This window comes from Acinetobacter sp. 228 (assembly GCF_048147885.1).
Genome location: NZ_JAYWYV010000004.1, coordinates 96,635 through 115,481 on the forward strand (window position 1 = coordinate 96,635; position 18,847 = coordinate 115,481).

Below are 18,847 nucleotides of genomic sequence, written 5' to 3' on the forward strand. Positions count from 1 at the left end.
TACTTCAAATTTTACGCCCAACTTAATTTGGGTACATCTACTATCCCTAAAGCTTCTTTTGTAGCACCCTTAAGCTTATCTACATTCGTATAAATCCAATCTACAAGCTGTTCACCTTCCATAATATTGATTTGGTTTTCGTCAGCATATGATTTAGACTCGTCAGAAACCCGTCCTGTAGTTATTACCCACTTATAAGCATTAGCTGCCGTCTCTTTTTCATATGCAATTAATTGATTAATTGCATGCTTGCTCGTCTCACCCCTATGATGCTTTACTTGAACAAGAATATCTTTCAAAAACGGATTTTTTTCTGAAGTTGCCTGAATATCTATATCTGCAATTCCTTCCCCATTTTTCTTATCCAAAATATCTACACTTGAATAACCTTCTATTTCTAATAGCTCTTTAACAAGTTCTTCTAACCCTCTTCCACCAGCTTTTAATCGTGTATTTCCTTTCCATAAAGCATTTAGTAATTCAGCCTTAAACTCTTTTTCATATTGATCACTTTTTTCTTGAAAACTATTTTTTATATCAAAGCCACCAAACTCATTTATATTCTGAATGATATGATCAATTTCTTGAGAAAATTTTGTAAGGTCACCTATTGTGGTTCGAAGTTTTAATCGACTTTCTAGATTTTCTTTTAATTTTGAACGTGGAATAAAAATAACTTTTCCATCTTTTCTAAAAAATTCCACCTCAACCTGATTGGCTCCATGACCCTCATTAAAAGAAGGATCATAATGCTTGGTCCCCACAACTTTAGCAATTGCAATTTTTCGACCTAAAGGAACAACAACAATATCTTCACTTTTTATTTCAAAATAATTTTTAACTTGATTAGTCATACGACCAATAGAACCATTTTTTTCAATGATTTCTGCAATTACAGATTTTATATTTTTATGAACTGAAAAATTAATTTGTTTCCAACCATAACCAATTTTGTTTTCTCTTATTAAAGATTCCGGACTTCTAACCATTAAATATTTTTTCATTTTACTCTGCTTAAAAAATAAGGGCTGATTACTCAGCCCTTATTCTTAACTCAAATTAGTTTAATTATCAACAAATTAAGCTAATTGAGCAGCAGCAATTTTCTTGGTATCGATGTCTTTAGCAGCATCTGTATACTCGCTCATCTTGTCGAAGTTCAAGTATTGGTAGATGTCAGCAGACATGCTGTCGATTTGAGCAGCGTACTGTTGGTATTCTTCTGGAGAAGGTAATTTACCCAATACAGCAGCAACAGATGCAAGCTCAGCAGATGCCAAGTAAACGTTCGCACCTTGACCTAGACGGTTCGGGAAGTTACGAGTAGAAGTCGATACACAAGTCGTGTTCGGTGCTACACGTGCCTGGTTACCCATACATAATGAACAGCCTGGCATTTCTGTACGAGCGCCAGCTTTACCATAAGTATTGTAGAAACCTTCTTCCATCAACTGGTGTTCGTCCATACGTGTTGGAGGAGCCAACCATAGACGAGTAGATAAAGAACCACCAGGAACTTTGTCTAGAAGTTTACCAGCTGCACGGAAGTGACCGATGTTAGTCATACAAGAACCGATGAATACTTCATCAATTTTCACGCCTTGAACGTCAGAAAGAAGTTTTGCATCATCTGGGTCGTTCGGGCAGCAAAGAACTGGTTCAGTAATCGTAGAAAGGTCGATTTCGTACACTTTAGTGTATTCAGCATCAGCATCAGCTTTAAGAAGTGATGGATTTTCCAACCATTTTTCCATGTTCTCAACACGGCGCGCCATAGTACGAGCATCGCCATAGCCTTGTGAAATCATCCACTTCAGCATAGTGATGTTAGAACGTAGGTATTCAGCAACTTTCTCTTCAGAAAGCGTGATCGCACAACCAGCAGCAGAACGTTCAGCAGAAGCATCAGAAAGTTCGAATGCTTGCTCAACAGTCAGGTCAGTTTCCATTTCTGTCAGGTCGATCTCAAGGATACGGCCAGAGAAGATGTTTTTCTTACCTTTCTTCTCAACAGTCAGGTCACCTTCTTGGATCGCTACGTAAGGAATTGCATGTACCAGGTCACGTAGTGTGATACCAGGTTGCATTTTACCTTTGAACTTCACAAGAACAGACTCTGGCATGTCAAGTGGCATAACACCAGTTGCAGCAGCGAATGCTACCAGACCAGAACCCGCAGGGAATGAAATACCGATTGGGAAACGAGTATGTGAGTCACCACCAGTACCAACTGTATCCGGAAGAAGCATACGGTTTAACCAAGAGTGGATAATACCGTCACCTGGACGTAGAGAAACACCACCACGGTTCATGATGAAATCAGGAAGCGTGTGTTGCATTTGAACGTCAACTGGTTTTGGATACGCAGCTGTGTGACAGAAAGATTGCATTACCAGGTCAGCAGAGAAGCCTAGGCAAGCCAAATCTTTAAGTTCGTCACGCGTCATCGGACCTGTTGTATCTTGAGAACCAACAGTTGTCATACGTGGTTCACAGTATGTACCTGGAACAACACCTTGACCTTCTGGAAGACCACAAGCACGACCAACCATCTTCTGAGCAAGGGTGAAGCCTTTGCCAGTTGCAGCAGGTTGTACAGGCGTACGGAACAGTGTAGAAACAGGAAGACCTAACTCTTCACGCGCTTTAGTAGTCAAACCACGACCAATGATCAGGTTAATACGACCACCGGCACGAACTTCGTCTAGAAGTACTGGAGTTTTAAGATCTGCTTCAGCAATTTGCGCGCCGTCTTTGAACGCAGTTACTTTAGCAGCAGCTTTGTCGATCTTAAGGGTGATCTCGTCGCCCATGTTCATGTTTGCTACGTCGATTTCAACTGGTAACGCACCAGCGTCTTCCATTGTGTTGAAGAAAATCGGAGCAATTTTAGAACCCAGGCAGTAACCGCCTTCTTTTTTGTTCGGAATATGCGGGATTTCGTCACCGAAGAACCAAAGTACAGAGTTAGTAGCAGACTTACGAGAAGAACCTGTACCAACAACGTCACCTACGTAAGCAACTTTGTTGCCTTTCGCGATCAGTTCTTTGATCTGGTTTAATGGACCAACTTCACCCGGAACTTCTGGGTTGATACCATCACGTTCGTTTTTCAGCATTGCATTTGCGTGCAATGGAATGTCTGGACGGCTCCAAGCGTCTTGAGCTGGAGACAGGTCATCAGTATTGGTTTCGCCAGTGACTTTGAAAACTGTCAGTTTGATTTCTTCAGGAACATCTGGACGGTTTGTGAACCATTCAGCATCTGCCCATGATTGAAGAACTGCTTTCGCATTTTCATTGCCTGCACGTGCTTTGTCAGCAACGTCGTGGAACGCGTCAAATACAAGAAGCGTTTTTTTCAATGCTTCAGCTGCAAGTTCAGCAAGCTCGGCATTGTCTAAAAGTTCAACTAAAGGCGCTACGTTATAACCACCAAGCATAGTGCCCAGTAAGTAAACCGCACGTTCTTTAGAAACAAGTGGAGAGGTTGCTTCGCCTTTTGCCAATGCAGCTAAGAACGCAGCTTTTACATATGCAGCTTGGTCAACACCTGCTGGTACACGGTTTTCAAGCAAATCTACCAAGTATGCTTCTTCACCAGCTGGCGGATTTTTTAGTAGTTCAACTAATGCAGCAGTTTGGGCATCGTCAAGTGGCTTCGGTGGGACTCCGAGTGCGGCACGTTCTTCAACGTGTTGGCGGTAAGCTTCTAGCACAGTGTTATTCCTCTTTTTTAAAAAATTACTTATGAATTCCTGCTTATTTCAAGCTTCACAAATAATATGGACTCCGAAATTTTACTAAATTTCCAGTTAAAAGTTAATGCAACTCAAGTGTTTCTTTGTGATGCTCGTTATTTTATAACTAAATGATGCCCTTAATGATTATTCCATAATCAGTTCCAGCTTACACCACATGAAACGAGCGCATGAATTGACTCTTTTAACGGAATTTAATGTATAAAAAAGGCAACCATGATGTTGCCTGATTTGAAGTGAAAAAGATACTCCACCTTAGTGTACAGTGGTTGAGTTTAAATACTGCTGATATGAGTTGCGGCAGCCTTGGAATTTCACCACACATTCATCTTCACAGGTTGTACTGTGATTATTGCTGGCAAAGGAAATATCTATCTGATAAAGCTTTTTATCCTGTTCTAGCATCTTCTTTAAAATGACTTTATCACCGATGCTGAGTACATAGCGGCTTCCGCCAATAATGACCACACCTTCTTCATCTTCCAAAAGCAGATCCGAATGATGCAAATATCTTACGACTTCCATATAGTGCTACTCCTCGGTTAATTGGAGTTAAGTTCATTATTCAGTATTAAGATAAGCTTTTCTATATTTGAGATTTAGAAATTGTCACAAAGTGTGCCTTTACTTAGGCTATTTCTATTGCACCGTGTTTTAGATGTTGATAGTTAAATATTTTGTAGTTGTAATATTTACCGAGTGATTTTAGTTATTCATAAAAAACCGTTCCTTAGAACGGTTTGTAATCTGGTAATTCATCATGCGGAGTCGCAATACACTTTGCAGTAAATTCAGCGCGAACTTTTTCACGAGCTGCTTTTACATCTGTCTTGATCTCAGCTTCTGGAAGCGCATAAACTTCATCAATAATATCCAGTATAAAACCTTTAGTGATTTCATCGTCGATCTTGTTGGCATGCTCAATTGCTTTTTCTTTCTCAATTGCATTCTGACGATCCAGCATAATGGTACGCGCTGCATTACCGACACTTCGACAATAACCTTGCCACTGCTCTTCAGGGGTTAAGGGTTTCTTCTCGGCACAACCAGCCAGAGCCAGCATAAACGATAAAGCCAATAACTTTTTCATGAATTTCTCCTTCCGAGGGGCAATATAAAAGATCGGAGAAGATTTGTCATTTCAAAATGCCGGTCATGCTAAATTTTAAAAAACTCCTCAACGGATTTCTTCAATCTGCATGATTACCCGCATGAGGCCTGAATAATCTTTTTACTTACAGGATCCACCGTTACAGTCACCCGTTCTTCACGATAATCCATGGTTACTGCTTGTCCCGGCTCGACCATACGTACAATTTGTGCTTTGGTTTTTTGCTTGATTTGTTCTTCATTCAGATTAAATTGACCGACCAAAGCCGCTGCCTGATCAGCAATACATTTAGGTTGATTCAAGTGCAGCAACTCCCACTCCTCGACAACCTGACCATTCTTTAAATGACAATATCCAACCTGACCCTTACTTTCAGTGCGGATTTCAATCTTGCCACCCTGCTTAACACAATACTCACTTGCGGGATTTGCCATCCCTATCTTAGGAGTTTCCGTTTCTGATGATGGCATGGTGGTACATGCGCTTAAAGCGATAGCTAATATACTCAACAGTATTGTTTTTTTCATGAGAGCTTATTCTTTCTTAATCATTCTTTGTCAATCTAGCATATTTTTTAATCACCATCAGGCCCAAGTCTGTATAGATTTTTAGCCCTTATAATTATTAAAAACTGAAAATAAAACAGCAATAAATTAAGCTCTATAACGCTTTGAAATCTCGAGTAAAAGAATACATATCAAATAAAAGAAGAGCTTTAAAATAAAAATACAATCAATTAACATTTCATGTAGATATTTATACATTCCAACAGAATTACATTGTAATTACATAACTCCTATCTATTCTTACTTTTAAATTTGTGATCTAAGCGGGATTGATTTAATATTTGATTGAATCTTAAACTTTCTATTGGCATGACAGACGATCCTCAACTCTCCCTTAAGGAATATCTTGCTACGGTGCAGAAAGTGGTCAAACAGACTTTCGATACGCCGGTATGGGTCAAAGCCGAGATTCGAAATTTAAGCATTAAAGCCGGCCATTATTATCTTGAGCTGGCAGAAAAAGAAGCGGATAGCGATCAGGTCATTGCCAGTTGCCGTGCAACCATCTGGAAATTTAGTGCCCAGAAAATGGTCTCGCAGTTTGAACGTGAAAGCGGGATTGAACTGAGTCGAGACCTAAAAGTGCTGATTAAGGTCAAAGCCAATTTCGATCCACAGTATGGATTTTCATTAAATATCGTCGAAATTGACTCAAGCTACACGTTGGGAGATATTGCCCGGCGCTACCAGCAGATTGTCGAGCGGTTGACGGCTGAAGGACTCATTCAGCGTAATAAAAATTTGCCCAGTCCCTTTGATCTAAACCGGGTTTTAGTAATTTCTCCCGAAAATGCAGCAGGACTTGGAGATTTTAGAAAAGATGCCGATGCATTACAGCGAGCACAAGTGTGTGAGTTTATTTATCACAGTGCGACTTTTCAGGGAAATACGGCCCCTCAAAATATTATGCAAAGTCTGGCACAAGCACTTAAACAATGGGTGCAGACCTATGAGACTGCACCGGATCTGATCGTCATTATACGGGGCGGCGGTGCAGTCAATGATCTGGCTTATTTGAACGATTATGATCTGGCTGCCCTGCTCTGCAAACGCTCGGTACCCATTTGGGTCGGCATTGGCCATGAGAAAGACCGTACTATTCTGGATGAAATTGCGCATCGTTCCTTTGATACTCCAAGTAAAGTCATTGCAGGCATCCGCAATCATATAGTTGAACTGACTCAGGAGGTGGCGAACTGTCTACAGCGGATTCAGCGTTTATCTCAACAACAGATTCAGGCTTACCAGAACCAGAATGATCATTTTTTTAAACTGATTCAAACTCTGGCCAATAACCAGATTCTCGATGCCCTGCAACGTCTGCAACAGATCAAGTCTAATACTGCCAGTCTAGCCCAGCAGCATACCCAACTCATGAATCAGCAGCTTGATGCCCTGATGCGAGAAACGCTGCTACAAAACCCTCAACACGTTTTATCCAAAGGTTATGCCATCGTTCGCCAGCAAGATCATGTGATGAGTTCAATTACTCAAATTGATAATCAGCAGCCTGTTCAGATTGAATTACACGATGGCCTATTTTCAGCACAGCTCATACAGGTACTTCCTCATGAATCATGATACTTTAAGCTTTGAAGAAGGTTATAACATCTTGAAAAAGAATGCGGAACTGCTGGAATCCCAGCAAGAACCAGATATCGACAACTTAATGAGAATCGTGGAAGAATCCATGACTGCATATAAGGCCTGTAAAGCACGCGTTGAAGCGGTGCAAACCGCTCTCAATGAGACCTTTAAAGAGTAAATCTTTTTTCACTCAAAAGATAACTTCGGCTATTTATTGTTTTATTTGATCTGATCTAGAAGATCTCGTAATGGAGAGCTTTTTATGAAGATGAAAAATAAGATTAGTGATCATTTTTTTAGGTATTTTTTACTCAATAGCTTGACTCATTAAATGAAAAATACTGCAGCTCATATTTCTTCTACCATACAATAAAAAGCCCAATATTAAATTGGGCTTTTTATTACTCTTCTATTTCAATCGGGTCGCCATCTTCAGGTCGAATATGACGTGTCCCGTCATCTGCAGGATCAATACTTGAACCGTCTTTGGTAATAGCGTTGTACATTTCATCCTCTTTCTGATCATCGATAAACTCTTCATCTTCAAAATCTTGAGGCACATTATCATCGTCAAAGTTCAACGGCTTTTCTTCATCTATCATGGCGGTCCCTCATTTATTTAACCAAGAAAATATCATGCTCAAATATTTACGGGATTCATTCAATAGTTAACGATGATCATTTGTGTAACTGAATAAACAAAATAGAGGTTTGAATTTTGGTCTTCTCTGTTCAAAAAATCCTCCTTAGAAAGGAAGGCAACAACTGGAAGAAACTACAGCTATAGAATATAGAGTTCTTTAATATAAGATTACATCAGTTTTTCAATTAAAAAACCTCTTTAACCTTTTGAATAAGCAGGCTAATACTGTAGTCAATATCTCTATATTATGTACATTTTCTTATTTTTCATAAAACATATATAGCATTTCAAATTTATAAATAGAATATAAAGAGTATTAATAATCTTCACCTTTATATTCATTTTAAATTACATTTCATTGAATGAAATGTACATCTAAAAAAAAGCCTATCTAGCGATAGGCTTTCCCCTTCCTCAATTTTGCGCTGATTCAGGTATGTTGTTAAAATGAACAACATGCAGAGCATAGGCAATTTCTAAATAAAAATATATAATCATCCATAAGCATATAAAAAAACTATAGTTGCATAATTAATAGCTATAGTTGTTGAATTAATTAAAGATTTTAACCATCAATATACTTCAAAATTTACTTAATTGACGATACATATATGTCATAAATAATCTTTTATCCTGATAATCAGGAATTTCAAACACCCAAAAAATATAATTCTTAGATCTTAACTTAAACTTGATATTTACTGTCTTTATCTGAATAGTTGCCTCATCGTTGCGCATCTCGACGAATAATTCTAAAATCAAGGCAAAGAATCTAAGTTTATCAATTGCCTTATAACGTGATGTTTTGTGTAGTATTAAAGCCTCAGAATATATAAGTTCACACCATTCATCTTCATCGCCCATTTTTTCTCATTTAATTATTTAAAATAGCCAATGTAATAGCTTTATAGCACGCTGAGTATAATAAAACTGCTTTTAATATGAATATTAAAGTTATAAGCTTTTAGAAAATAAAAAAGCTCACTATTTTATGAGCCTTTTTATAAAAAAATCAGGAATGTGAAGCTGCAAATTCTTGCAAGACAAACCGTTTTACACTTTCATCAAAGTCAGGCTTTGAAAGAGCGAGCTTGCCATTTTTCATAGTTTTATAACAATAACTTGCTGCAACTCCCATACCTACCAAAGTTAACAACTTCATTGTTTACCTCATCACCGGGAAGATTTAAATATAAAGTTATCATTCAAGTTTGTAGCTTTCCAATCCAGTTTTGATTATTTTCTGTACTACATGTTACTGAATGTATGAATAATAACTAGAATCCAGCCTATGATGAGTCAGTGTGAAAACTTAACAGTTAATCTGCGCATCAATCCAGTTAATGAAATTTTCTTTATCAGTGAATTTTGGCATAGATCCTAAATTTATGATTTCTTTAGCACCAAATTTTCCTGCTACAACATGAGGTGTTTGAACCCTAAAATCCAGAGGATCACTTTCATGTAGAGTTTTAAAATACTCTATTGATTTATCAAATTCGCTTTGATTTTTAAAATTTGGACGCTCTATTAAAAATTCATAAACTTGTTCTAGAGCTGGCAAATAGTTATTTCTAGGCATTCTTTTTTCTCTAAAATAATGAGTTATGATGAATCCCTATATTGAATGAGTAAGGATTGGAATATTCCACTATTTCTTAGGGTTTATGTAAATTAGATAATTACAAGCTTAAATCAAAACTATCAGATAAAGCCATAAAAAATGAGCATATACATACACTCATTTTTTGACGTACTAAGATGTCGTGTATTACTTAAAAAATTTATTAGGAATAAATTCACCAAAATGGCGGCTACTCTAACTTTTAGCTCAAGATTAGATTCTAATTCACGCTATGAAGGTCCAGCTCTTCATTGGTGGCCAATACCACAGAAGCTAAAATTGGTATACCTAAAATGAAAGGCACAGCAAAAATCCATAGCACGATGGTTACATCTGGGCTAAAGAAAAATTTAATAACTAATGCAGTCAAAATAAGTATAGAAAATAGTATCGCAGCAAAACGGATGATAAATTTAGTCGACATACAAAGATGCTCTTATACAAAAAAAATTGTATTTCCAATATACACCTAATTTTATTATGGGTTTATTGATTTTTAGGCAGTTATTCTATCTTTTAATTAATTTTTTATATTTTATTGGGGTCATAACATAAGAAGTATTTAACTTTCTTAGGAGATAAAATCGCCAGGATTTAGTCATGTTGGATGAATTATTTATTTCTATTGAGCTTAATTTTAGACATTCATTGTTTCCACTGATTGATACTTAAACTGGATGATTTTATGATAAATAAAAATTTTCTACATAAAAAGCCCTCAGTTGAGGGCTTTTTTACTGCGCTTAGAAGCGCCAGTTATAGAACAAGTCTATTGCACGCTCTAAGGACTGACTAGCTTCTAAGTAAAGACGCTGATTTACCTGATAACGTAAAGTCAGTTTATTTACTGGTGTAAATACCCCAACTCCATAACGAAGATAGAGATCTGGCGTAATGTAACCAGTCACAGAAACCTGCGTATCATCTCCTGTTCCCTGTGCATCCAAGGCTAAGCCACTCAAGCCAAAACTACGCCCAATCTGGTTAGTCAGTGCACGGGTACCACCCAAGCCCAGACTGATACCTGCGGCAGCGATCGTATTATTTACATCAGACCTGAATCCTTCAGTCTGGTTTAAACCAGATGCACCTTCATTGATACGACCGGTAATCAAGGCATTTAAGGCTTCCTGCTCTGACAAGCCCGCATCATTATAAATCTGAATGCTTGGACTCGATGCAGTACCCGTTACGCGCACCCCAACCGTACTACCCTGAACCATTTTATTGGCATCAATGTCTAGCGTCGGATTGGTGAGTTCACCATTAAAACGCGCGATGGCACGATTCAAATCCAGACTCTGACCATAGGCTTCGATTTTCACCCGTTGTGATACCCCGATTGCACCATTGGCGCGCATTGCGGTTTCCAGACCACGCTGTGACAGGTTCACTCGGCCTAATAGCGGGATACGACTATCAAAGCCCTGGAAGATCACCTGATTACCCAAAGAAACAGCCACATCCGCCCGGATATCCCATGGACGTGCCGCTCTCAAAATCGCCAGTTGATCCTCACCTTCACGCACGACACGTACATCTGGGGATAAGCCGACTACCGGTTCCGAAGCTTCAGGCATTGAAATCAGTGCACGCGGTACATCTACCGTGCCACTTAAACTCAGTTTTTTATTAAATGGATACATGTCCAAGGTCAGATCAGGCGTCACCATGGCCGTAATTAATGGTGCCTGACGAATCAGCAGATTTTCACCTTGCAGTTTTAACTGTACCCTTGGATCACCTTTCCAGTCGACTGAACCGGTTAATTTACCGACACCCTGACCACTGTTAAATGCCCCATTAATGCTGGCAGAGTTCTGACGTATGGATGAATATAGTTGTACATTGGTCAGATTCACCGGCAAAGAAATCATACTGATCGAGGCATCTTTGACCCGAAGCTCACCTTCCAGCAAAGGATCCGTTAAAGTGCCACCAATCTTTCCGGCATAGGATAAAGTCCCGTCCAGATTACGAATGTCCTCAATAAATGGTTTAAAGACCTTGAGCTGTACCTGGTTAAAGGCAATTTCGCCACGCATCGGTTTGCTGTCCCGATATGGGTCAATAATCACATTGGCATAACCTGCACCTATATCTGGAGTTTTTACATCCAGGCGAAGCTGCAAGCCTTGTGCCACACTTTTTGCTACCAAGCCAACTTCATCGTATTTTAGCGTAGAACCTAAATATTCCGGGTCTTCAGAAGATAAACCTACAACGCCATTTCGGGTGACCAGACGTGCATCAATTTTTGGTTTAGCCCCTTGTGCCCAAGCTGCCTTGGCATAACCATTGACTTTACCTGTCAACGCCAATCCATCAGGCAGGAATGCGCTGAAATCTTCCAGATCAAGGTTTTGGGTAATAAAAGAGACACTACCTCCAGTTTTATTGACCCGGATCGGCTGATCAAAACACAACTGGCTTTGTTGACTCATCCAGCAATGAGCACCGATAAACAGACTAGACTGGGCAGTATTATAAATCACTGCCGCATTTTGACGCTGCACCAAATGGGCGCGCAAAGAGTCGAAGTCACCTTTTTGAATCTGACCCAGCCAGTTATTTTGTGCATTAAAGCCACCAGCCAGCTGAACAAAGAATTTTGACAGTTTATTTTCTGCCTGAACTTTAAGTATATGCGCAGAACGTGTGCCGGCGAGTGATACTTCGCCTCGAACAATTTCCCGTGAGCCATTACGCAAGCGATCCATTGTTGCAGTTAATAAGGTTGGTGTAGTCTGCGATGTTGGCAACTGTCCACGAATACGGACTTTCTGTACGCTGAACAGGTTTTTAAAAGCAAAATTGTCGATTGAAAGATTTGCCGAAGCCTGCAAACGCGGTTGCGCCTGCATATTGATATAGCCCTGCGCACGACCTCTTAAGCCCGGATATAACTCATACAATGCCGGCGCATTCACCTTCAGTTGCAGGTTTTGTGCATTTCCAGTCGCCTGAATCTGGTTGCTGGCATAAGACAGGAACAGGTTATTGGCTTCAAATTGCTCTGGAACAAAACCGCGCTGATTTGAGTTAATAATGACCGATAAATTACCTGTACCACGTACCGGCTTATTATTCAGCATACCGGCCAGATTCAAACGTTGAATCTGAATGCGTTTTAAGGCATCTGACCAGACACCACGAGTTTGTACATTGCCAGATAATTCGCCCTTCAATTGAGCATTAAAGTATTGTGGTTTAAAGCGGATGAGTGAAGCATTAATATCCCAACCGATACCATTCTTCAAATTGACCAGACCGCTCGCGTTAATCTTGCCAGCCACACCATCATGACGGAATTCATTGACTTTCAGTAGCTCGGGTGTACCTGAAACCCGAAGTTTCAGCATGCCCTGACTGGCTTTAAGCTGACTAGCATTTAAAGCGCCATCATAATTGACTGCATAGCCTTTAAATCCACCGCCAGCTTTTTCATTGTGGAATAACAGGGCAATAGTACTGTTACCAGTCAGACGCACAGTTTCATTCTGCTCTGCCAAGCGTCCGGTCAGGTTGACATTATTCAGTTTAATAATCTGCTGATTCGGTTGTGCATAGCCATTGGCCTTGATCTGGCCATTCAAACGGTCTACCGGTGAAGCTACTGCAATACTTTGGGTATTTAAATTTTTGGCATTTAATACCGCTGTCCATTTCAACTGACGTTTTTCTTGTGGCAGTTCAATCCGTGCATTGCCGCTTAAACTGCCTGCCTGTGCATTGCTACTATAATTATAACTTGGGACATTCAGGATATTATTTTTCAGATTCAGCTTGGCCTGATACATGCCTGCAGGCAAAAGACCTTGTTCATGCTGCTCGACTTTGGTCGCCACATGAATATTCTGCTGACCTTCAACCAGTGCCAATTTGACATCACCAGACTGACTGCTGAGCCAGCCCACATAAGGTACGGCGCGATCAATATTTTTCCAGGCAATATCCAGTAGCATCGGCTGCGCTTTATTGCCCTTGGCCGGGTTTTGATCCAGCTTCAGATTCCAGCTTTCATAACGGTCGAAATCAACCAGTCCGGTAAGGTGCAGGCCATTTTCCAGGTTACCCGCAGAAGCAATATTGGCATCCAGACTTGGCGGCAAGAAATCCTGTACGACTTGCGGAATGCGCTCATGTTTAGGATCAATGCCATTTAAGCGCCCCGTCAGATCCCAACTGACCCGATCTTTCCAGCCCACTGTTCCAGCAAGGCTGACTGCACCTTTCATCAACTGGCCATTCAGGTCGGTAATATTCAGCTGATTGACCAGATCAGTAAACATCACCGCATTATATTGACCTTGCGGAATATTTTCCCCAATCAGGTCAGTATCAACATTCAGATCCAGACGCTTGATATCACCATTAAACTTGGCAACCCCGTCTTTGCTAAACAGTTTCTGCTCAGTCAGAATAGGCCAATGATAATCTTTGAACTGTAATTCACCGCGCATCGGTACCTGTGGACGCATTGGATGTACGATAACCCAACCCGTCAACAAATCAGGCGTATTGGTCGCTACTCCTGCCTGAATAGTATCTAGCGTTCCACGCGCCCGAACCTGAATATCATGAATATTCAGGCTTTCTCTTAAAGAAGGCAGATTGAGGATACCCGTGGCATCCAGAGGATATTTGCCTTCGAACTGCATTTTTCCCGTGGCTTCACGTAGCGAAAGATAGCCCATATCCATACGGGAGTCTTCAAAATTTAATTCGGTGCCGGACCAAAGTGCATCATTTAATTCAATATTGTAAAAATCTACGGCATTGGTCTGGGTGTTAATGACCAGATGATCCAGCAGCAGATGATCGACACGCAGTATAAAAGGCAAGCGGATAGCATTAAACTTGAATGGTTCGCCTGTAGACGGATTTTTATTAATAATTTGCAGATTGCGAACATCCGCCTCTGTAAGATGAATTTCTTTTTTGACAATTGCCCGCCAGCCCAGTTTGACATCAGCACGATCAATTTTGACATCCACCGGTTTTAAAGTGACAAGCACATTTTTAAGGATAATCCCACGCCATAAATTACCGCCTTCATATTCATAATGAATAATTTGCTGGCGTTGCAGAACCTGATCCAGCAGAAATTTACTGCCCTGATTGGTCGAAAACAAGAGGGCCAGCACAGACAGCAGAAAAATCAGGGAGAAAAGTACTGACAATAAGATACTTCTAAATATACGCCGCTTTTTCGGCACAACGCTATTTTGTGGTTCTTGTTCTGGCTGTGGTTGGTTCTCGACCATGATCTACCCAAATAACTATTTTTTAAAATTGAAGTTTTATAACTGTGATCCAATAAAGAAATGTAACCGAATCGGGTGATTGTCATCAGACAGCCCCGTCGCAACATCTACACGTATTGGCCCAATCGGTGAAGCCCAACGTAAGCCTACCCCCGCACCATATTCGGTCGGATTACTGAATTCCTTATTATAGGCATTTCCGGCATCTGCAAAGACCGCAGCACGCCAGCCTTCCTTAAACTGATAATTATATTCTAATGAAGCCACACCCAAGGCCTGACCACCCACTTTAAAGCCGTCAATTTCCGGAGAAAGACTCTTGTAGTCAAAACCGCGAATACTCTGGTCACCACCAGTGAAATATCTCAGGTTATATGGCACTTTGGCAAAATCATCGGTAAAGATATACCCTAAATCCATACGCCCAACAAACTGATAATCTGCATTTTCACCCAATGAATAGATAAAACGCCAGCCTGCATTCACAATGGCCATATCCGCATCGGATAATAAAGCCTCGCTACCCAGCTCAATCTTATAGGTTTGCTTGAAGCCCTTGGTCGGATTGACCCGACGATCGCTATCGGTACGTGAAACTTCATAACCCACCAGTAGCGATTGCTGTTCATCTTCGGTATTAAAGCGAAACGCTTCTGGAATCTGATTAAAATCGACAGAACCATCCTGTGTTAAGCGATCCAGACGATAACGGGCTCCAAAAGTACGCTGCCAGTTACCCAGTGGATTTTTAATAATCCGGTCTGCACCTAACACTGCTGATTCAATCATCAGTCCTTGGCCCTGTGCGACGCTATCACGTTCTTCACGTTCGTAGCCCCCCACAATACTGACATAATCATTCAGCGGATGGTTATAAGGAATATTATAACGTCCATCAATCGACTGGCGGATGCCTGACAACTCGATATTGGCATCAAAAGAGTGGCCACGCTTATTTACAATAGCGCGCCTGTATTGACCACGCAGACGGATATCGGTATCTGTTCCATAACCCAGACCCAGCTCTGCACTGTTTACCCGGTCTGCATTTAAAGTCACGATGACCGGGATTTTCTTCTCTTCCCGTGCCTGTTCTTTTAAACGATCCTGTTCATTTTCCTTGGTCTGCTGCTCAACCCGTAAGGTTCTTAAGTTTGGATTTTCCTGATCACGGCTACCGGCAAACTGGTCTTCATCCACGACATTCTGGGTCACCTCCTGAGAAGAGGCTGGCGAGCGGGCAGGTTTTTTCTCTACAGACTGATCTTCAGAAAGTTTTTGTTCTTCAATCAGCTGCTGAATATCCGGTGCCAATTCCAATTCCTTTTCAATCGGATCAGGGCGAACCGCATCGACCATGGTATAGTTAAAATAGCGTGAATTGGTCAGATTGTTGGCCAGGCTATTGACTCGCCAGAAGGTATAATCCGCCCCATCTTTCCAGGTAACCAGACTTTCGAGTACATCGCGGTCGAGTGGGAGTTCCTTTTCAGGATCACTCATTCTGAACTCGACATTCCCCAGCTTATAACGATCACCAGTCTCAAAACGAAGATTCACATCTGCCGTATTCTGTGGCAATGCAATCCTGACATCATGCATACGCCAGTATGAATCAAAATAACCATTATTATTGGCTGCAGTAACAATCCGGTTCTTGGTCTTTTCATAATCGCCATGATTAAAAATATCGCCATCTTGCTGTTCAGGCAAAATACTGATGACCTGAAATTGTGGCTGCTCTGCGCCAGCGCCAGTAAATTCCAAGTCATAACTGGTAATAATCACAGGTTCATTAGGGGTGACAAAAACACGAAGCCTGCTGTCTGATACTTTTTCAAACCTGAACTGGGCATCGTAATAACCCACCGCCTGAGCTGCCTGCCGTGACAGTGTCCGCAATTGAGGCAAAGCTGAATTAAAATCGCCAAAAGACTCCTGGGTAAAACTGGAGAGCTTGGCTTTGACATTATTTCTTAAATTCAGATAACCCTGGGATTCACTCTTGCGATTCAGTGTGCCGTTGCTTTGCGCCACACCTTCCTCATTCACAATGACGACGTCTGCATTAATCCGAGGAACTCTTGCCGTCATAATCTGGCGTGGCGGGCGGATCTTATAAAACAGTCTTTTAAAAATATTTGGCCGCTTGTCATTTTCAGGTGAAAGCGAGTCTGGTATTTCTGCTAGGGTCATGCCTGCTTCGTTGTTTTGCACCATAATCTGGCTGTCTGCCTGAATGGATTGCATCAACTGATCCACATTGACCGGCGCCTGATTAATTTCCAGTAGTTCTTGCTGGCTGATATCTGCGACTACAGTTTCGGTGGTCTGGCTATTGCGATAATTTTGCGCTTCCTGTTTGGCTTGTTCAGCCACACGATAAATTTCATTGGCCATGTTTTGGTCAACAGTCTGAACTGGCAACTCTTCCAAATCATCAAATTCGATTGGAGTAAATTCATCTAGACCCGATCCTGCATTTTGCTGTTGTTCCAGCATCAGCATACTGTCAACTGGCACTTCCTGTTCTAAAGCTTCTTCAACTTTTTCTTCTGCTTCTGTTTCAGACGTAACTAAGCCCTGACGAATCGCCTCTTTGGACAGCTCATCTACCATTTCTGCCTGGGAAATAGCCACGGGCGTTTCAGGCTGTTCGGTTTGTGCCATGCTCTGATGGGATAACATCATAAAAAAGATGCTCATACACAGCTGCATACCACTGTGCGGTGGTATATGAGGCCCCATACTGCGATTTAGCATCGTTTTTTTAAAATTTTTCTTTGCAGGCATAGCAAACTCTAAACGAATACATTCTTTAATTGATTATTTGACCGAAAAATATAAGCTAAGGAGCTTAATTAATTGGTTTTTACCTTTACATAGCTGAAAGTATCTTACATGATTTTTCTCAATGTTTACGCATAACTGACATTTCTTAATAAAACTTAATGTAGCACGGCCTATATGAACAAAAATGAACATTTGTTAGCTTCTCGGCGCTTTCTTCCGATGTTTCTGACGCAGTTTTTCGGTGCATTAAATGATAATGTATTTAAGCAAGCATTACTGCTGGTCATCACTTATGGCTGGATTCAACAGCAATCAGCCAGCATCAGCACCTTGAATAATCTGGCGGCTTTACTATTTATTCTTCCTTATTTTATTTTTTCGGCCACTGCCGGTCAGATTGCCGACAAATACGAACGTTCACAGCTGATTCGCTATCTCAAGCTTCTGGAAATTGTCATCATGCTGCTGGGAACTATCGGTTTCCTGCTAGGCAATTTATGGATTCTGTTATTTGCCCTGTTCCTGATGGGCACCCAGTCGACTTTCTTTGGTCCGATCAAATATGCCATTTTACCTGAAGTCCTGAAACCGGATGAACTGATGTCCGGCAATGCCCTGTTCCAGTCTGGAACTTCTCTGGCAATTCTGTTCGGTATGATTCTGGGCGGCGCAGTTATTGCAGCTTCGGCTGGTCACCTGATCTGGATCAGTTTAACCATCATCAGCATCGCACTGATAGGTTATATATCAAGCCGTTATATTCTGAAGCAAAACATTTCCGCACCGGAGTTGCAAATAGACTGGAACTTTTTTCGTACCAGCTTGCAGACTTTGAAATATGCCAAAAGCTTACCATTGGTTTTTACCATTTTACTGGGCAATTCATGGTACTGGTTTTATGGTGCAACCTATCTGACCCAGATTCCTCAGCTGACGTTACAGAATCTGCATGCATCTGAAAATGTCGCCAGTCTGCTCTTAACCTTTTTCTCTGTCGGGATTGGGTTAGGCTCATACTTATGCCGTAAAATTGGTGGCAGTCAGGTCAATATCAAGATGGTGCCTTTTGGGGCAATCGGTCTAGTAGTGTTTGCCTTATATCTGGCCTCGAGTCTGGCCTTTGTTCCAGAACGTGCAGGTGCATTAATTGGTCTGGCAGAAGTGTTCCAGCAAGGCTGGAGTTATTATCATGTGATGCTAGCCATTACCTTGCTCGGTATTAGTGGTGGTTTTTATATTGTCCCGCTGTATGCCATGATGCAGGCGCATTCTCCACGCTCACATCGTGCGCGTGTGGTTGCAGCAAATAATATTCTGAATGCCGTTTTCATGGTATCTTCTGCTATATTTTCTATTATTATTTTAAGTATTCTAGAGCTTGATCTTAAAATACTTTTTTGTATTACTGCAGTATTAAGTGGCCTGTTTACTTTATGGTTACTTTACCGCCTAAAACCAATGATCAAAATCGCGAAAGCACCCTTGGAGGATTAAT

Annotated in this window: 15 protein-coding genes; 3 read left to right on the plus strand and 12 right to left on the minus strand. The window is 40.9% G+C overall.

The features are described from left to right. Window positions 1-11: 11 nt before the first annotated feature. The 5 genes from VXQ92_RS04550 to VXQ92_RS04570 form a co-directional block, all read right to left on the minus strand. Complete coding sequence (locus tag VXQ92_RS04550; RefSeq protein WP_416680610.1) at window positions 12-1,004, minus strand: restriction endonuclease; 993 nt, start codon at window positions 1,002-1,004, stop codon at window positions 12-14. Window positions 1,005-1,079: 75 nt separating this feature from the next. After that, window positions 1,080-3,719: a bifunctional aconitate hydratase 2/2-methylisocitrate dehydratase gene (locus tag VXQ92_RS04555; RefSeq protein WP_064102672.1), complete on the minus strand. Its 2,640-nt coding sequence runs from the start codon at window positions 3,717-3,719 to the stop codon at window positions 1,080-1,082. 297 nt (window positions 3,720-4,016) lie between these two features. Then, entirely contained in the window at window positions 4,017-4,286 is a 270-nt protein-coding gene (locus tag VXQ92_RS04560) for a hypothetical protein (protein WP_416680612.1), read from the minus strand. 205 nt (window positions 4,287-4,491) lie between these two features. Further along, the gene (locus tag VXQ92_RS04565; RefSeq protein ID WP_416680613.1) at window positions 4,492-4,851 is read right to left on the minus strand and encodes a hypothetical protein; all 360 of its coding nucleotides are present in this window, start codon (window positions 4,849-4,851) and stop codon (window positions 4,492-4,494) included. 113 nt (window positions 4,852-4,964) lie between these two features. Then, complete coding sequence (locus VXQ92_RS04570; RefSeq protein WP_416680616.1) at window positions 4,965-5,399, minus strand: I78 family peptidase inhibitor; 435 nt, start codon at window positions 5,397-5,399, stop codon at window positions 4,965-4,967. Window positions 5,400-5,747: 348 nt separating this feature from the next. Between VXQ92_RS04570 and xseA the strand changes: the two genes are divergently transcribed. After that, window positions 5,748-7,019, plus strand: coding sequence for an exodeoxyribonuclease VII large subunit (gene xseA, locus VXQ92_RS04575; RefSeq protein WP_416680618.1), 1,272 nt, complete (start codon window positions 5,748-5,750; stop codon window positions 7,017-7,019). Further along, window positions 7,009-7,203 carry an exodeoxyribonuclease VII small subunit gene (gene xseB / locus VXQ92_RS04580; RefSeq protein WP_064096484.1) on the plus strand — a complete coding sequence of 65 codons (195 nt, stop codon included), beginning with the start codon at window positions 7,009-7,011 and terminating at the stop codon, window positions 7,201-7,203. Before xseA ends, xseB begins: the two co-directional genes overlap by 11 nt. Before the next feature lie 223 nt (window positions 7,204-7,426). Here xseB and VXQ92_RS04585 read toward each other — a convergent pair whose 3' ends face one another. The 7 genes from VXQ92_RS04585 to VXQ92_RS04615 form a co-directional block, all read right to left on the minus strand. After that, window positions 7,427-7,627, minus strand: a complete 201-nt coding sequence (locus VXQ92_RS04585) for a hypothetical protein (RefSeq protein ID WP_416680620.1) — start codon at window positions 7,625-7,627, stop codon at window positions 7,427-7,429. 623 nt (window positions 7,628-8,250) lie between these two features. Beyond that, window positions 8,251-8,532, minus strand: a complete 282-nt coding sequence (locus VXQ92_RS04590) for a hypothetical protein (protein ID WP_416680622.1) — start codon at window positions 8,530-8,532, stop codon at window positions 8,251-8,253. A gap of 148 nt (window positions 8,533-8,680) precedes the next feature. Next, on the minus strand, window positions 8,681-8,830 hold the full coding sequence (locus VXQ92_RS04595) for a hypothetical protein (protein ID WP_171255309.1): 150 nt from the start codon (window positions 8,828-8,830) through the stop codon (window positions 8,681-8,683). A gap of 150 nt (window positions 8,831-8,980) precedes the next feature. Further along, complete coding sequence (locus tag VXQ92_RS04600; protein ID WP_064096487.1) at window positions 8,981-9,250, minus strand: hypothetical protein; 270 nt, start codon at window positions 9,248-9,250, stop codon at window positions 8,981-8,983. A gap of 262 nt (window positions 9,251-9,512) precedes the next feature. Continuing rightward, the gene (locus VXQ92_RS04605) at window positions 9,513-9,716 is read right to left on the minus strand and encodes a hypothetical protein (protein ID WP_064102676.1); all 204 of its coding nucleotides are present in this window, start codon (window positions 9,714-9,716) and stop codon (window positions 9,513-9,515) included. A gap of 319 nt (window positions 9,717-10,035) precedes the next feature. Beyond that, complete coding sequence (locus VXQ92_RS04610) at window positions 10,036-14,559, minus strand: translocation/assembly module TamB domain-containing protein (RefSeq protein ID WP_416680624.1); 4,524 nt, start codon at window positions 14,557-14,559, stop codon at window positions 10,036-10,038. Window positions 14,560-14,595: 36 nt separating this feature from the next. Next, entirely contained in the window at window positions 14,596-17,352 is a 2,757-nt protein-coding gene (locus tag VXQ92_RS04615) for an autotransporter assembly complex protein TamA (RefSeq protein ID WP_416680626.1), read from the minus strand. A gap of 174 nt (window positions 17,353-17,526) precedes the next feature. Here VXQ92_RS04615 and VXQ92_RS04620 point away from each other — a divergent pair, with 174 nt between their 5' ends. Further along, a complete protein-coding gene (locus VXQ92_RS04620) occupies window positions 17,527-18,846 on the plus strand; it encodes an MFS transporter (protein ID WP_416680628.1) in 1,320 nt (439 codons plus the stop codon). The last annotated feature ends 1 nt before the right edge of the window (window position 18,847 follow it).

Bases quoted from the DNA above. Each gene is read 5' to 3' on its own strand.
- VXQ92_RS04560 (WP_416680612.1), bottom strand. From the start codon at position 4,286: ATGGAAGTCGTAAGATATTTGCATCATTCGGATCTGCTTTTGGAAGAT.
- VXQ92_RS04595 (WP_171255309.1), bottom strand. From the start codon at position 8,830: ATGAAGTTGTTAACTTTGGTAGGTATGGGAGTTGCAGCAAGTTATTGT.
- VXQ92_RS04585 (WP_416680620.1), bottom strand. From the start codon at position 7,627: ATGATAGATGAAGAAAAGCCGTTGAACTTTGACGATGATAATGTGCCT.
- VXQ92_RS04610 (WP_416680624.1), bottom strand. From the start codon at position 14,559: ATGGTCGAGAACCAACCACAGCCAGAACAAGAACCACAAAATAGCGTT.
- xseB (WP_064096484.1), top strand. From the start codon at position 7,009: ATGAATCATGATACTTTAAGCTTTGAAGAAGGTTATAACATCTTGAAA.
- VXQ92_RS04590 (WP_416680622.1), bottom strand. From the start codon at position 8,532: ATGGGCGATGAAGATGAATGGTGTGAACTTATATATTCTGAGGCTTTA.
- VXQ92_RS04570 (WP_416680616.1), bottom strand. From the start codon at position 5,399: ATGAAAAAAACAATACTGTTGAGTATATTAGCTATCGCTTTAAGCGCA.
- VXQ92_RS04605 (WP_064102676.1), bottom strand. From the start codon at position 9,716: ATGTCGACTAAATTTATCATCCGTTTTGCTGCGATACTATTTTCTATA.
- VXQ92_RS04620 (WP_416680628.1), top strand. From the start codon at position 17,527: ATGAACAAAAATGAACATTTGTTAGCTTCTCGGCGCTTTCTTCCGATG.
- VXQ92_RS04615 (WP_416680626.1), bottom strand. From the start codon at position 17,352: ATGCCTGCAAAGAAAAATTTTAAAAAAACGATGCTAAATCGCAGTATG.
- xseA (WP_416680618.1), top strand. From the start codon at position 5,748: ATGACAGACGATCCTCAACTCTCCCTTAAGGAATATCTTGCTACGGTG.
- VXQ92_RS04565 (WP_416680613.1), bottom strand. From the start codon at position 4,851: ATGAAAAAGTTATTGGCTTTATCGTTTATGCTGGCTCTGGCTGGTTGT.
- VXQ92_RS04550 (WP_416680610.1), bottom strand. From the start codon at position 1,004: ATGAAAAAATATTTAATGGTTAGAAGTCCGGAATCTTTAATAAGAGAA.
- VXQ92_RS04600 (WP_064096487.1), bottom strand. From the start codon at position 9,250: ATGCCTAGAAATAACTATTTGCCAGCTCTAGAACAAGTTTATGAATTT.